The following is a 15517-nucleotide window of genomic DNA, read 5'->3' as shown; positions in this document are numbered from 1 at the left end:
GGGGAGACACCGACCCCGCGCCGCCGGAGCACGAGAGGACTGCGCGATCGGCACGTGGGGGCACCGCGCGACCGTTCGGATGACGGCACGACGGGGAGGACGAGCAGTGCGGTGGGACGAGCTCTTCGAGGACATGGAGGCGCAACTGGCGCAGGCGCGTGTGCGCGAGCTCGAGCAGGAGGCGGTGGAGACCGCACGCGCGGAACTGTCCCGGCTCACGCTGCTCGAACGTCTGGCCGCGCATCGTGAGGGCTCGGTGCGGCTGCGCCCGTCCCGGGGAGACACCCTGGAGGGCACCCTGGCGGACGTGGGTGCGGGGTGGGTGGTGGTGCGCGAACGGCACCTGCAGCACCTGGTCCCGCTGCACAGCGTGGTCTGGTGGGAGGGGCTGCCGCGGCGTTTCGAGGTGCTGCCGGAGACCGCCACGATCCGCCGGCTGGGCATGGGACACGTCCTGCGCGCGCTGAGCACGGCACGGGTGCACGTGCGCGTGGTGCTGCAGGACCAGGCCGGTCACGGGGAGCTCGAGGGAACGGTGGATGCCGTGGGTCAAGACTTCTTCGACGTGGCCGTGCATCCGCAGGACCAGTTCCGACGACGCCGCGCGGTCACCTCGGTCCGCACCGTGGCGTTCCCCTCCGTGGCGCTCGTCTCGTCCCTGGACGCGGGATGACTCAGTGCAGGGTGCCCTCCCGCACGGCGTGCTGGGTGCGTTCGTAACCCTGCTGGATGTACTCCTCCAGCTTCACCTTCTCCACGCGCCACTGGCCTCGGCCGCCCACCTGGATGGCCGGCAGCTCACCGGAGCGCACCATGGCACGAGCCTGCGGGACGGAGATCGAGAGGATCTCGGCCACGTCCGCGAGGGTGAGGAATCGCTGCTGGGACATACCGGCGCATCACTTCCTTGGATGGGTTTCGATGCTGTTTCATGTGGCTCCGACCTTCATTGTCCCATGTGGGGCGCCGACACGGTGATTGTCCACAGGGGTCGCGGTACATGGACCCGTGGCCACCTCCGTCCACATGACGCCAGTCACACTTTCCGCGGCATCCCGGAACGGGGCACACTCGGTGGGGACCGGCGGGGACCGGTGACTCGGGGGAAGGGCACGGAGGATGACAGGTTCGACATCGCAGGAGCGCGCTGCGCACGGGGTCACCGCGGCGGCGCGGTTGCGCAAACCCTCCTGGCGGGATCCGCGCCTGCTCGTGGGGCTGCTGCTGGTCCTGCTGTCCGTGCTGGGCGTGATCCTGCTGGTGGCCACCGCCAACCGCAGCGAGCCCTACTACGTGGCCGCGGAGGACCTCTCCGTGGGCCAGCGGATCACGGCGGAGAACCTCACCACCGTGGACGCCCACCTGCAGGATGCGTCGTCGCAGTACCTTCCCGGCGGGCAGGCGCTGCGGGAGGACGCCGTGATGACGCAGCGCGTGGCCCGCGGCCAGCTGCTGCCCGCGGCGGCCGTTGGCACCGCGGACGCCCTCGATCGCACGCCCGTGGGGATCGCCCTGGAGACCCCCGTGCCGGCGCAGGCCGGCCCGGGGACCCACGTGGACGTGTGGGTGGCCCGCCCCAAGCCCACCGGGCGCGGTTACCTGGAGCCGAGGAAACTGGTCACGGCGGCGGAGATCGCACGCGTGGACACCACGGACACGGCCCTCGGGGGATCCGGCGGCGTCACCGTCCACGTCCTCGTCACCCGCTCGCAGGTGGGCCCGCTCGTGGACGCGCTCGGCAACGACGCCAAGGTCACGCTGGTGCCGAACACCACCGGGGGCGGTTCGTGAGCCTCTCAGTGGTCACGCTGGGCCCGAGCACGTGGCCGCTCGTGGACCGGCTCGAGCGGCTGCACGGTGAGGTCACCGTGGTGCGCCGTTGCCTGGACCTGTCCGAGCTGCTCGCGTGCTCCCACACGGGCATGGCGCACGTGGCGCTCGTGGCGGAGGGCGCCGAGGAGCTCACCGCGAGCCTCCTCGACCAGCTGGAGAGCAACGCCCTGCGTGTCCTGGTGGTGGCGGGCCACGACGACTCCCGTCTCGCGGCGCTCGGGGTGGCCTCGGTGCCCGCGGACGTCACGGGGCAGGAACTGTCCCGGCAGGTGACCCGCACGGCGCACGCACCGCGGCGGCAGCCGCCCCGCGGGGCCGTCCCCGGCCTCGACGACGCGCGGGGTTCCCTCCGCGGTGCGGTGCCACCGGCGGGGGAGCGGACGGCGTCGGCCCCGGGGACGGAGCGCGCAGCCCGGGACGACGACGGGGCGCCCCGCCCCGATACCGGGGGACCGGGGCGAGGGGACGACCCCGCCTCCGCCCCAGCGCGCCGCATCGGCGGAACGGGCGGGGCTGCGACCCGGGGTGAAGGGCCTGTGGCCGGCGGACCACCGCGTGAGGACCGGCCGTCCGGCGGGGACGGCGGCCCGTCCGCCGTCGGCGTCGAGGAGGGGCCCACCTGGGAACCGGACGCACACGCAGGGTCGGGTTCACCGGAACCGGAAGCCGTGCCGCACCGCGTGGTCGCCGTGTGGGGGCCGGCAGGAGCGCCGGGACGCACGGTGACCGCGATCAACGTCGCGGCGGAGTCCGCGCTGCTGGGCCGCCGCGTGCTGCTCGTGGACGCGGACACCTATGCCGCGTCCGTCGCGGCCAGTCTGGGAATGCTGGACGAGGCGGCCGGGCTGGCGCAGGCCTGCCGGTTGGCGGACCAGGGCAGGCTGGATGCCGACGGGCTGCGGCGCTGCGCCACGGCGGTGTCTGTGGCCGGTGGCTCGATGGACGTGCTGACCGGCATCACCCGTCACGACCGCTGGCCCGAGCTGCGCAGCTCCGCGCTGGAGCTCGTCCTGGACCGGGCGCGCGAGGACTACGACCTCGTGGTCGTGGACACCTCCTTCAGCCTGGAGTCGGACGAGGAGATCAGCGCGGACTTCATGGCACCCCGGCGCAACGCCGGCACGCTCGGTGCCGTGGCGGCCGCGGACACGGTGATCGCGGTGGGGGCGGCGGACACCCTGGGGGTCCCCCGCATGGTCAAAGCGCTCCCCGACCTGCTGGACGCCGCACCCGACGCCCACGTGGTGGTGATGATGAACAAGCTGCGCGCGGCCGCGGCGGGTCGCGCGGCGGGCGCCGCCGTGACCGAGGCCTGGAACCGGTTCTCCCCGGGACAGCGCATCGCGCACACGCTCACCTGGGACCCGGGGACCTGCGACGACGCACTGCTCGCGGGTGCCGTCCTGGCCGAGACGGCAGCCCGCAGTGCGCTGCGTCAGGAGTTCACCGCGCTCGCGCGCATGGTCGGTCGTGCGGGCGACCCGGCCGGGGCTGCGGCAGCAGGCGCGGGGGCCACGGACGAGCCCGCGGTGGGTACTAGGCTGGGGCGTCGGATGGGCGCGTGGTTGCGCCGCGGGTGATCGTGGGAAAGTGAGCGTGGCATGGCCTTCACAGACCCCCTGCGTTCGGTGCCGGACTTCGACGCCGGGGACGCCGAGTGGCTGCACCTGCTGGTGGGGGACTGGCAGCTGCTGGCGGACCTGGGTTTCGGGGACCTGCTGCTGTGCTTCCCCCGGGCGGTGGTCGCCGCGGCGGAGAGCCCCACGGGACAGCCGATCCCGGAGGAGGGCAGCGAGTTCCTGGTCCTGGCCCACGCCCGGCCCACCACCGGGCCCACGGCCTACCAGAAGGACATGGTGGGTGAGCTCGTGGGCGGGGCGGCCGCGAGCACGCTGCGGCGCGCCTGGGTCGATCACCGCATCGAACGGGCGTCTCTTTCGGAGTGGTCCAGTGTGGCGTCCCGCTCGGTGACGCTCGTGCCGCTTGTGCGCAACGGGCGGACGATCGCGGTGGTCAGCCTCACCGCGGATCCGCAACGGGACCGGCTGCCCTCCCGCATGGAGCTGGTGTACCGGGAGTCCGCCGCGGACCTGCTGCGCATGGCGAACCAGGGAACATGGCCGGACTTCGCGGTGCGCAGCGACTCCCGCCGCGGCGCACCGCGCGTGGGGGACGGGATGCTGCGGCTGAACGCGTCCGGCGCGGTGGAGTTCTGCTCCCCGAACGGGTTGTCCACCTTCCGGCGGCTGGGGCTGCAGGGCGACCTCACGGGGCAGAACCTGCTGCGGGTCGCACGCGAGCTGCCCCTGAACGCACCCGGCGTGGACGAGACGCTGGCGCCCGTGCTCGCGGGCACGATGCCGTGGCGGGCAGAGCTCTCGGGGGTCGCGGCCTCCGCGACCCTGCGGGCGATCCCGCTGCGGCAGGGCGCCGAACGCACCGGTGCCCTGCTGCTGTGCAGAGACGTCACCGAGCTGCGCCGCCGTGATCTGCAGCTCGTGTCCAAGGACGCCACCATCCGCGAGATCCACCACCGGGTGAAGAACAACCTGCAGACCGTCTCGGCACTGCTGCGGCTGCAGTCGCGGCGGATGCACTCGGAGGAGGGCAGGAACGGGCTGCGGCACGCCATGCGCCGGGTGAGCTCCATCGCGCGCGTGCACGAGTCCCTCTCGCACGAGATCTCCGAGGACGTGGACTTCGACGAGCTCATCAGGCACCAGGTCAAGCTCGCCGTGGAGACGGCTTCCGAGGGGCAGCAGGTCCAGACCGAGGTGCACGGGAGCTTCGGACGCCTGCCGTCCAAGAGCGCGACGTCCGTGGCGCTCGTGGTCAACGAACTCGTGGCCAATGCGGTGGAGCACGGGCTCCGCGACCGGGACGGCACCGTGGAACTGGCCGTGACCCACCGCGAGAACGAGGTGAGCGAGTCCGGGGATGCCTGTCGCGTGGTGGAGATCACCATCCACGACGACGGGCGGGGCATGGGGGACGCCGTCATCGAGGAATCCGGTGTCAGCGCCTACCGCCCCCCGTCCGAGGGGGAGGGCCTGGGGATGCAGATCGTGCGCACACTGGTGGCCAGCGAGCTGCGCGGGAGCATCCGGTGGCAACCCGGTGCCGAGGGGGGCACGAGTGCCGTGATCACCGCCCGGTTCCCGCAGCAGCCGCTGTCCGGGCGGCGCTGAGCCGCGTGCCCGGTGGCACCGCCCCGGTGGGTGGTACGACGACGGCCCGCGAGCCGCTCGGGGGAGCGGTCCACGGGCCGTCGTGCCAGCGTGTTCCCGGCGGTCAGGAAGCCCGGCGTGCGCGTGCGGCGCGGCGCTTGAGGGCGCGGCGCTCGTCCTCGCTCATGCCGCCCCACACACCGGCATCCTGGCCGGACTCGAGGGCCCACTGCAGGCACGTGTCCATGACCTCGCACGTGCGGCACACGGCCTTGGCCTCCTCGATCTGCAAGAGGGCAGGACCCGTGTTGCCCACGGGGAAGAACAGTTCGGGGTCTTTCTCCAGGCAAGCTGCGCGACTACGCCAATCCATGACGATGAGACCGCTCCTTTCAGGTTCGGGGTGTGTCGATCCGGGGGCATCCCGAGGGAGGCGACGGTCGGTCGCGGCGGGAGAACCGGGGGTTTGACACAGAAAAGGCCCGGAAGATCGGGCCTTTGGGGATCTGTTAGTAGTTTCCCACGTAAACACAGCGTAAACAAGAGTCTGAGCGGTACATCACACCCGGGCGCCGGCCGGACCGCCCGATGTCTCGGGTGCTCCCGCGGGGCCGGCCGGCGGTGCTCCTCACTACAGTGGTGCTGTCCCCGCCACTGCTCGAAAGGTCCCGTCCATGATGGCTTCCTCCGCCCGATCCGACTCCGGCGGCACCCGCCCGTGGACCGCCTCGGTGGTGAGTGTCCTCGTGGGGGTGGAGGCCGTGGCGCTGCTGGTTGCGGCCCTCGCCCTGTTCGCGTCGCTGTTCTCGAGTCACGTCCTTCCCGTGGCGGGCATCGTCTTCGGAACCGTGGTGCTGGCCGGCGGTGCGCTCTGGCTCGCCGCCGCGGCCCGGGGTGCGTGGAGCGGACGGCGCTGGCCGCGAGCCGCTGTCCTGGTGTCCCAGGCGTTCCTGCTGATCATCGGGTTGTCCTTCCTGCAGGTCGCGCTGGGGGCATGGGGGATCGTGGCCGCGGTGATCGCGGTGGTGACCATCCTGTGCCTGTTCGCACCGCCCACGATGGTCTGGATGCACCGCACGCGGGACGATCCCGCTCGGTGACCCCGTCGGTGCCCTCACGCACCTCGGCCTGTGGCGGGGGTCGGGCAACCGCCCCGCGGGGCCGGGGTCTGCACGGGTTGCGCATTGCCGCGCCGCAGCCAGAAGCCCCGCCCCGGTGGGCCACCCATCCCCTGTCCCGTGAGTGACACCCCGAACATGTCGCCGTCGAAGCTGCGGCGCGGGCGCAGCAGCAGGGTGTCCGACTGCTGCCGCCACGCGGACAACGGTGGGAACGAGACGGGCAGGGAGTCCGTGAGCTGAGCGCTGAGGATCACGCGGCCGCCCGGCAGCCGCCACTGCGGCACCGACGCGCCGCGAGGACCGTGTGGCGGGTCGGGGACGGGAGGTCGCGGGTCCCACGTCGCGGCCAGCGCGCGGAGGACGTCGGGAGGCAGGCGGTCCGCGTCGTCGATCACCACGGTGGTGGGGTGTTCCGCGTTCGACAGCGGTCGGAGCAGCGCACGGACCTCCTCCACGGTGCGGGGGTGCACCCTGAGGACGCGGTGCGGTGCCACGCCGCGCACGCCGTCCGACTCCGTGCGGCGAGCGTCCACACCGGGCATGGTGATGACCGGCGGCTCGAGCCCGCTCCGGGTGCCCGTGCGTGCCTCCGTGCGGCGGGCGTCGTGGTCCCGGCCGCCGCCGCCCGATGGGTGGCGGCCCGGCTCGACGGATGGCCGCCCCAGGCAGTCCTGCGCCCATTCCAGGAACGAGGTGCGCCCCGACCGTGCGGGGCCGGTGACCAGCAGCGTGGACCCGGGGCCCCAGGGGTGCACTGCGGGCTCGCCCTCCGCCGTGACGCCCACGGGCAGGCCACCGAGGTCTTCCTCCGGAGCGGACCAGACGGCGGGGAGGGGGAAGGAGCGCGGCCACGATGCGGATGCGAGCGCCGTCGCACGTGGATCCGCAGGCGGCACGGCCCTGCCCCGAGGCGGGTGATCCGGCGGTTGCCGCGTCGGATCCGGGCGGCACGCCCCGGCCGCCGGCAGCCACCCCTCCGCGAGCTGCACCACGGCGGACGGGTCCGCGTGGCGGTGCACGTCGGGAGGGGCACAGCGCCGCGCCGCGGGCCCGGTGAGAGCGGCGCGCTGGGCCTCAGGGGTGAACGGTGGCAGGCGCGGCCAGTGCAGGAGCGCGTCCGCGCTCTGCTCGCCGGGGAAGTAGAGCCGGTTCGGACCCAGGTGCGAGCCACGTCCGGACACGAGGTGGCGGTCCCCGGCGACCACCGCGGACAGCCCCCGGTCCGCTCCGGAGCCCAGGAGGGCCAGCAGGTCGTCCTCGAGGTGGGCCCAGGTGCCGCCGCGCAGGACCTGGGTGCAGCGGTCCCAGTCGTCCACCGCGAGGACGGCGAGTTCGCCGGTGCCGCGCGGATCCGCCGGGTGCTGCTCCAGGTGGGAGCGCAGCAGCCCGATCATGCGGGACACGTCCGCGGGACACTCCGCCCGGGCCCATCCGCGAACCGCTCCGTGCGCCGCCGTCCCGTCCGCGGTGACGAGATCCGCCACTGCCCGGCCCGACGCGGACAGGACGTACACCGCCACACCGGGGAGCGCCGGACCGGCGGGCTCGTCGGCACCGCCCCACCTCGCGCACCGGTTCACCACGGAGGCAAAGCTGTCTCGCACCATCGAGGGCCGCCCGACGAGGACGAGGGGACCGTCCTGCCACGGCCACCACACGGCTCGACCGCTCCAGTGCGCCGCGGGACTCTCCGCCTCCCCCAGATCCACCGCGCGGCCGGACACGGGTTCCGGGGCGCCCCGGCGGGACAAACCCGGGGGCACGGCCCTGTCCGAGACGGTGCCGGAAGCCCCCGGAGCGGCCGGGCCGGGGCGCTCTGCTCCCGGGGAGGTCCAGATCCGCACGACGTCCCGTACCGCGTGCGAGACGCCGCCCCTGAGCGACGGGATGGGGCTGGAGCCCGGATGATCCCCGCTGCCGAGCACCGCGGCCGGTGCGACCGGCGGGAGGAACCGCAGGACGAGATCCTCGGGCTCGGGCGCAGTCATCCGGGTCAGGACGGCGCACTGCACCTCCACCGGGGGACCGGCACCGCGGTCCAGGAAGCCGCGGCCGGGCACGGTGACCGGGATGCGCGCAGCCACGGGACTGCCGATGACGTCCACGGAGTCCTGCTCCGTGCGCACCCGCAGGCACAGGGCCTGGGAGATGTTGGCCCGCACGTCCGCCGGGAGGGCACCCTGCGGGCGCTGCGTGGCCAGCACCAGGTGGACGCCCAGAGAGCGGCCCACGGTGGCGATCACCGCCAGCTGCTCGGCCGCCCGGGGGAACGAGTCGGTGAGCATCTTCGCCTCGTCCACCACCACCACGAGTTCCCGGATCGGGGTCCGAGCCCCCGCGGCGTGCAGCAGCTGCCTCATGTCCTGGCAGCCGTGCGACGTGAGGACGCGCTCGCGGCGCTGCAGCTCTGAACGGAGGAACACGAGGGCGCGTTCCACCTCGTCCGGTCCGAGGTCCGTGAGAAGCGTGTGCACGTGGGGCAGGCCGGTCAGGGGGGCCAGTGCGGCGCCGCCCTTGAAGTCCACGAACACGAACTCCAGCCGGGCCGGGGAGAACTCGCGCGCGAGACCCGCCACCAGGGTCCGCAGCACCTCGGACTTCCCGCACCCCGTGGTGCCGGCGATCAGCAGGTGCGGGTTCTCGTCGTCCAGGACAATGCGCTCCACCCCGGCGCGGGACACCCCGATGAGGGTCCCCAGACTCCGACCGCCGGGGCGGGAGGGGCGTGGGACCGGGGCTCCGGGGGCGGCGTCGGGCCCGGTGCGTTCCGCGGCACCACCGACGGTGCTCAGGAGGTCACCGCTCCCCACGGTGCGCGGCAGCTCACCGCTTCCCCCGGCACCGTGCGCACCCCGGGCACCGGCCCACCGCCGCCACGCGGCGATGGCCCCGGCGGCCGTGCCGCGGGTCACCGTGTCCGGGAGCAGCTTTACGCTGGTGCGCTGCTCCTGCGCGGAGAGTCCCGGAACGGCCCGGGACGAGTGGCAGCTGAGCCGCAGCAGCCCCGACACCTCGGTGACCACGGCGTCCGCGTCTTCGGGAGCCGCGCCCCGCACGACGACGATGCGCGCCACCCCCGCGCGCCTCGGCCGGTGCGCGGCGTCCTCGGGCGTCAGGACCTCCAGAGCGGTGAGTGCGCCGCACGACTCGGGGAACACCGAGCAGGCGTCACCCGGGACGGTCGGGGGCCCGGCGGCCAGGGGAGCTCGCCAGTCCAGGCCCGGCGACACGGACAGTCGGGACAGCGCGCCGGGGCCCGTGAACAGCTGCACCGCGAGGCAGTTGAGCACCCCGGACGCGAGCACCGGATCCAGCGCCAGGGTCAGTTCGGGGAGCTGGGTGAGGTCCAGCAGGACCGGTGCGCGCTCGTGGGTGACGGCTCCCACCGAGACCCCTCGGCCGACGGCGAGCTGCGCCACGCGCGTGCCGTGTCCCAGCCGCACCCACGCCGGCCGTTCCGTGTCGCCCCGGCCCGACGGCGACTCGGCAGGATGCCGCACGGCGCCCGCTCCAGCCGGCTGCAACGGGGCCGCCCCGGGCTGCGACGCGGCGCCGTGGTGGGCGACGGCAAGCGCCCGGCAGCGCTCGATGGTCTCCGCGGCGGAGGGCGCGGCGTGCTCGCAGCGGCGCAGGTCCCGCTCCAGGGCGGCGGCCAGGCGACGTCGCTGCTCCGCGCGGGCCCCGCGGTCACCGGCCCACCCCGCGGCGGAGGTGAGTGCACCGAGCGCGCTGAACACCAGGAAGAACCACCAGTGGGTGACCACCGCGATGCCGATCCCGGCCACCAGCGGCAGCAGTCCCGTGATCATGGCGAGTCGTGCCCGCCTGTGGGCGGCGGTGTCCACGGAGAGCGGGTGGGCCGGGTCGGCCTCGCGGGCGGTGAAGCCGGACGGGATGCCGGCCGGATCCGGCCACGTGGAGCGCGGGCCGATCCCGCCGGAGTGTTCGCAGCGCAGCCACGCGACGCGGTCCGCGCGGCCCACCCGCAGGACATCGCCGTGCCCGAGACTCGCACCGCCCGGGTGCACGTGGACACCCGAGTGGTCCACGAGCAGCGGGACACCCGAGCCGCACCCGGTGTGCCCGGGGGACAGGGCGGGTTCCTCTGCCCGCAGCTCGAGGACGTGGTTCCCGCGCGGCAGGGGCAGGCGCGTTCCCACGCCGGTGCCCGCAACGCTCACGAGGGACGCGGCGTCGTCCGGTCCACCACCGGGACCCGTTCCGCAGGGGGCGGGATCGCGGCCGTCCGCGGCGGACACTGCCGCCTCGTTCTCCGCCGACTGTCGGGCACCGGGGGCGGCATCCGTGCGGGTGGGGTGCAGCATCACCGTGGCGCCGTCCGTCACGGGCGGCTCACCCACCAGGGTGTCCGCGAGCGGGCGGCCCGCCACGAATGCGATGTGTCCCCCTCCCACCCGGCGTGCCAGCTCGGCCGCCAGCACCGAGCCCGGTGTGCCGGACGGGGCCGTCAGATCTGCGGGGTGGGACGTCTCGGACCCCAGCCACGCCACGTGCAGTGACAGGTGCATGGCCCCAGCCCACCCGTTCCGGGCGGCGCGGCACAGGACGGGGACCCGGGCGGTGGACGGGCACACTCCCGCGTGCGGCCGCGGTGCCGCCGTGCAGTGCGCTCGCCGTGCGGGATGCCCAGGGGGAGCCCATGGGGAGCCCATGCCCGTCACCCAGACAGTCGTGAGACAGTGAGGCCCATGAAATCCCACAAGGTGGTCATCGTCAGCCGCATCTTCCTGCCCGAGCCGGCGGCCGCGTCGTTCCGGCTCGCCGCCCTGGCCAGGGGGTTCGCGGCGGAGGGTGCTCAGGTCACGGTGCTGACCACGGAGCCGCCCCGGAGCATGGCCGCAGCCGACGTGGACGAGCCGTACCGCATCGTGCGGGTCCCGGTGCTGCGGGACGGCGAGGACTACGTGCGCGGGGTGGCCCAGTACCTCAGTTTCGACGTCCAGGCCTTCGCGCGTCTGCTCGTGATGGACGCGGACATCGTGGTGAGTGAGCCGCCGCCCACCACGGGACTCGCGGTGTGGCTGTCGAGTGCGCTGCGACGTCGTCCGTACATCTGGTACAACCCGGACGTGTGGACCTCCGCCACGCTGAACATGGACGTCCCGGGTGTGGTGACGCAGCTGATGCGCGCCGCGGAGACCGTGGCCGCACGCCGCGCCGGGGGTGTCATCACCGTCTCCGAGTCCATGGGTGAGGAGCTGCACCGCGTGACCGGGGCCCGCTGGGACAGGATGTTCGTGGCGGAGAACGGGATCGACACGGACATCTTCACCCCGGACGGTCCCGCCGAACCCCTGGAGGAGCCGTACTTCGTCTACGCGGGCTCCATCTCCGAGTGGCAGGGGATGGACGTGTTCGTCGAGGGGCTGGCCCGCATCCTGCCGGCCCACCCCGAGGTGCGGCTCCACGTGCTGGGGCGCGGTTCGGACCTCGCCCGGGTGCAGCAGGTCGCGGCCCGGGTGGCGCCGGAGAACGTGGTGTTCCACGGGGTGCAGAGCCCGGCGCGCACCGCCGCCTTCCTGCGCGGGGCGGTGGCCGCGCTCGCCTCGGTGGTGCCCCACACCGGCTACGACTTCGCCAAGCCCACCAAGCTCTACGCGGCGGCCGCGTGCGGCACGCCGGTCATCTACGCGGGCGTGGGCGCCGGTGTGCGGCTCGTGACCGAGAACGAGCTCGGCACGCCCGTGGAGTTCACCCCGGACGCCGTGGCGCGGGCCATGGAGCAGGCGCTCACCGCCGCGCGTTCCGGTGACCGGGAAGCTCGGCGGGAGCAGCGCAGCTCGTGGGCCCGCGCGAACGCCTCGCTGGCCGCCTCCGGTCGCGCCGCCGCCGCGTGGGTGCTGAGCGGTTTCCAGGGGGCCGGGCGCTGACCGCGCGGGCGGCCCCGGCGCGGCGCACGGGGCGGGGGGGGCGACGTCGCCCGGAGACCGGGCGCCCACGGTGCGGATCCGCGCCGTGATGCTGCCCACGCCACCGCCCAGCGCGAGTCACGGGGGGTGTCACGGGTGATGTCCGGTATTTTTGGCCATGACGATGTCCGTGCATGGATCACGGACAACCCTAGGAGGGACAGATGAACACTGATCTGGTGGTCGTGGGCTCGGGACTGTTCGGTTTGACCGTGGCAGAACGAGCGGCACGTGAATTGGGTTTGCAGGTCACCATGATCGACCGGCGGCACCACCTGGGTGGCAACGCCTACAGCGAGAACGAGGAGCGGACCGGGATCGAGGTGCACCGCTACGGCGCGCACCTGTTCCACACCTCCAACGAGCGCGTGTGGGAGTACGTGAACCGCTTCACCCAGTTCACGAACTACGTGCACCGTGTGTACACGCGCCACCAGGGCGAGGTGTTCCCGATGCCCATCAACCTGGGCACCATCAACCAGTTCTTCCGCGCCGCGTACTCGCCCGGCGAGGCCCGCGAGCTGATCCGCGAGCAGGCCGGTGAGCTCGCGGGCACGGATCCGCAGAACCTCAACGACAAGGGCATCCAGCTGATCGGGCGCCCCCTGTACGAGGCGTTCATCAAGCACTACACGGGCAAGCAGTGGCAGACCGATCCGAAGGATCTGCCCGCGTCCATCATCTCCCGGCTGCCCGTGCGCTACACGTACGACAACCGCTACTTCAACGACACCCACGAGGGCCTGCCCGTGGACGGCTACACCGCGTGGCTCGAGCGCATGGCGGACCACCCGAACATCGACGTCCGCCTGAACACGGACTTCTTCGACGACTCCCAGGAGTTTTCCAAGTCGAACGTGGTGGGTCAGGTCCCGGTGGTCTACACGGGTCCCGTGGACCGCTACTTCGACCACGCCGAGGGGGACCTCTCCTGGCGCACGATCGACCTGGAGGAGGAGGTCCTGGACATCGAGGACTTCCAGGGCACCTCGGTGATGAACTACCCGGACGAGGACGTCCCGTTCACGCGCATCCACGAGTTCCGCCACTTCCACCCGGAGCGTGACTACACCAAGGACGCGACCGTGATCATGCGGGAGTTCTCGCGCTTCGCCGAGAAGGGTGACGAGCCCTACTACCCCGTGAACACGCAGGCGGACCGCGAGAAGCTGCTGGCCTACCGGGACCTCGCCAACGGCGAGTCCTCGGTGCTGTTCGGCGGACGCCTGGGAACCTACAAGTACCTGGACATGCACATGGCCATCGGCTCGGCACTGTCCATGGTGGACAACAAGATCGCACCGCATTTCACCTCCGGTGCGCCCCTGAGCAGCGGAGGAGTGGACGAGTGAGCAGCGAACGCGTGGAACAGGCCAACCAGCCCGAACCGCAGACCACGGGCGACCAGGAGTACCTGGCCAAGATCAACACGGAGCCCAGCACGGCGGAGGACCTGCGGGAGGTGGCCCGGGTCGTGTTCCCCGCGAACAAGGACCTGGACGCCCTGCCGCTGTACATCGACGGTCCCATCAACCGGGACGGCCCGTCCTCGGCCGGCGCCGACACCGCCAACCAGCACCCGGACGACATCCTCTCGCGCCGTTCGGTGCGGATCCGGGCCGGGCGACGCGTCTCGTTCGGCTCCTACTTCAACGCGTTCCCAGCGTCCTACTGGCGCCGCTGGACCGTGGCCGAGTCCGTGGTGCTGCGTGTGCGCACTACGGGTGCCGGATCGCTCATCGTGTACCGCACGAACGCTCGCGGGGTCGCGCAGCGTGTTGAGGACCGCCGGGTCAGCGGGAGCACCACGTGCGAGTTCGAGCTCACGCTGGCCCCGTTCGGTGACGGCGGCTGGTACTGGTTCGACCTGATCGCGGACGAGGAGGGCATGGTCCTGGACGCGGCGTCCTGGCTCGTGCCGTCCCAGGGCCGCCCGGTGGGTCGGGTGACCCTGGGCGTGACCACGTTCAACCGCCCGGACTACTGCGTCAACACGATCAAGACCATTGCCGAGGCGGACGGTCTGGACGAGGTCCTCGACGAGCTGATCATCGTGGACCAGGGCAACAAGCTGGTCCAGGACGAACCCGACTTCCCGCAGGCCGAGAAGGCCATGCGCGGGAAGCTGCGGATGATCCGGCAGGGGAACATGGGCGGTTCCGGTGGTTTCGCCCGGAACATGTACGAGGTCGTACGCGGCCGGGACACCCCGAACGGCGTGGAGAAGTCCGACTACGTCCTGATCCTGGACGACGACATCCTGCTCGAGTCCGAGGGCGTGCTGCGGGCCACCGCGTTCGCGGACATGTGCCACACCTCGTCCATCGTGGGCGGGCACATGTTCGACATGTACAACAAGCCCCTGCTCAACGCGTACGCGGAGGTCGTGAATCCCTACCGGTTCTTGTGGGGTCCCATCGACGGCCTGGGTGGCGTGGACTTCGCCGAGCGCGGTCTGCGTTCGCGCCCCCAGCTGCACCGGCGCTGGGACGCCGATTACAACGGCTGGTGGATGTGTTTGATCCCGCGCGTGGTCCTCGAGGGCATCGGGCTGTCCCTACCCGTGTTCATCAAGTGGGACGACTCCGAGTACTCGCTGCGCGCCAAGGCCGCCGGCTACCCGACCATCTCCCTGCCGGGTGCGGCCGTGTGGCATGTGTCGTGGGCGGACAAGGATGACGCCGTGGACTGGCAGGCGTACTTCCACGAGCGCAACCGCCTGATCGCGGCCCTGCTGCACTCGCCGTTCGCCAAGGGCGGGCGGATGCTGCGCGAGTCCCTGACCACGGACACCAAGCACGTGGTGTCCATGCAGTACTACCCGGCCAAGTCCGTGTTGCTCGCGATCCAGGACGTCCTGGACGGCCCGGACGGGCTGCACGCCATGCTGCCCACCCGCATGCCCGAGATCCGCGCCATGAAGGACGAGTACTCGGACGCGCGCGTGGTCAAGGACCCGGCCACTCTGCCGCCGGTCCGGCGCAAGAAGCCCCCGCGCACCATGGAGGCTCCCAAGTCCCCGACCAAGGCGCAGCTGATCCCGTGGGCGGTGCGCACCGTGCTGAAGCAGACGCTGCGCCCCGTGCGGGACATGGCCAAGGAGTACCCCGAGGCCAGCGTGGCGCACATGGACAGCCACTGGTCCTACCTGGCGTCCCTGGACTCGGCGATCGTCTCCAACGCGGACGGCACCGGGGCGTCCTGGTACCGCCGGGATCCCGCTCAGGTCCGTGAGCTCATGATGGAGAGCGTCAAGCTTCACGCCGAGTTGCTCTCCCGTTGGGACGCGCTGAGCGAGCAGTACCGCGCCGCCCTCCCGGAGATCACCTCCACGGAGGCCTGGGCGCGAACCTTCGCGGAGAACGGCCCCGCGCACTAGTTCGGTCCCTGCTCGACGCCGCACGCTCACCCGGGCGTGCGGCGTCGGCGTGTCTCCGGTGACCACTGCAACAGACGAACCGTGCCA

11 protein-coding genes are annotated in these 15517 nt (G+C 72.5%); 8 read left to right on the top strand and 3 right to left on the bottom strand.

The features are described from left to right. Window positions 1–106 precede the first annotated feature (106 nt). On the top strand, window positions 107–673 hold the full coding sequence (locus C1C97_RS03510; RefSeq protein WP_110920160.1) for a hypothetical protein: 567 nt from the start codon (window positions 107–109) through the stop codon (window positions 671–673). Window position 674: 1 nt separating this feature from the next. Here the strand turns inward: C1C97_RS03510 and C1C97_RS03505 are convergent, their stop codons facing one another. Next, the gene (locus C1C97_RS03505) at window positions 675–890 is read right to left on the bottom strand and encodes a helix-turn-helix domain-containing protein (RefSeq protein ID WP_110920161.1); all 216 of its coding nucleotides are present in this window, start codon (window positions 888–890) and stop codon (window positions 675–677) included. A gap of 229 nt (window positions 891–1119) precedes the next feature. On the opposite strand from C1C97_RS03505, the gene C1C97_RS03500 reads away from it, so the two are divergent. From C1C97_RS03500 to C1C97_RS03490, 3 genes are read left to right on the top strand one after another with little or no spacing between them, the layout of a single operon-like run. Beyond that, complete coding sequence (locus C1C97_RS03500) at window positions 1120–1791, top strand: SAF domain-containing protein (protein WP_233542697.1); 672 nt, start codon at window positions 1120–1122, stop codon at window positions 1789–1791. Beyond that, the gene (locus C1C97_RS03495) at window positions 1788–3413 is read left to right on the top strand and encodes an AAA family ATPase (RefSeq protein WP_110920162.1); all 1626 of its coding nucleotides are present in this window, start codon (window positions 1788–1790) and stop codon (window positions 3411–3413) included. The genes C1C97_RS03500 and C1C97_RS03495 overlap by 4 nt, the downstream gene beginning before the upstream one ends. 21 nt (window positions 3414–3434) lie before the next feature. Further along, on the top strand, window positions 3435–5021 hold the full coding sequence (locus C1C97_RS03490) for a sensor histidine kinase (RefSeq protein ID WP_110920163.1): 1587 nt from the start codon (window positions 3435–3437) through the stop codon (window positions 5019–5021). Between the two features lie 103 nt (window positions 5022–5124). Here the strand turns inward: C1C97_RS03490 and C1C97_RS03485 are convergent, their stop codons facing one another. Continuing rightward, window positions 5125–5373 carry a WhiB family transcriptional regulator gene (locus C1C97_RS03485; protein WP_019309413.1) on the bottom strand — a complete coding sequence of 83 codons (249 nt, stop codon included), beginning with the start codon at window positions 5371–5373 and terminating at the stop codon, window positions 5125–5127. A gap of 301 nt (window positions 5374–5674) precedes the next feature. On the opposite strand from C1C97_RS03485, the gene C1C97_RS03480 reads away from it, so the two are divergent. Further along, window positions 5675–6100, top strand: coding sequence for a hypothetical protein (locus tag C1C97_RS03480; RefSeq protein ID WP_110920164.1), 426 nt, complete (start codon window positions 5675–5677; stop codon window positions 6098–6100). 14 nt (window positions 6101–6114) lie between these two features. On the opposite strand, the gene C1C97_RS03475 is transcribed toward C1C97_RS03480, so the two are convergent. After that, window positions 6115–10650: an FtsK/SpoIIIE domain-containing protein gene (locus C1C97_RS03475; RefSeq protein WP_121029996.1), complete on the bottom strand. Its 4536-nt coding sequence runs from the start codon at window positions 10648–10650 to the stop codon at window positions 6115–6117. A 180-nt stretch (window positions 10651–10830) separates the two neighbouring features. Between C1C97_RS03475 and C1C97_RS03470 the strand changes: the two genes are divergently transcribed. The 3 genes from C1C97_RS03470 (at window position 10831) to C1C97_RS03460 (ending at window position 15430) form a co-directional block, all read left to right on the top strand. Beyond that, window positions 10831–12012, top strand: a complete 1182-nt coding sequence (locus tag C1C97_RS03470) for a glycosyltransferase family 4 protein (protein ID WP_121029994.1) — start codon at window positions 10831–10833, stop codon at window positions 12010–12012. Between the two features lie 203 nt (window positions 12013–12215). Further along, entirely contained in the window at window positions 12216–13403 is a 1188-nt protein-coding gene (gene glf / locus C1C97_RS03465; protein WP_121029992.1) for a UDP-galactopyranose mutase, read from the top strand. Further along, a complete protein-coding gene (locus tag C1C97_RS03460; RefSeq protein ID WP_233542696.1) occupies window positions 13400–15430 on the top strand; it encodes a glycosyltransferase in 2031 nt (676 codons plus the stop codon). Before glf ends, C1C97_RS03460 begins: the two co-directional genes overlap by 4 nt. Window positions 15431–15517 lie beyond the last annotated feature (87 nt).

Source organism: Kocuria tytonis (assembly GCF_003226895.2).
Taxonomy (GTDB): Bacteria; Actinomycetota; Actinomycetes; order Actinomycetales; family Micrococcaceae; genus Kocuria; species Kocuria tytonis.
The sequence above is the reverse complement of the archived record's forward strand: the minus strand, read 5'-3'. Positions and strand labels throughout refer to the sequence as shown.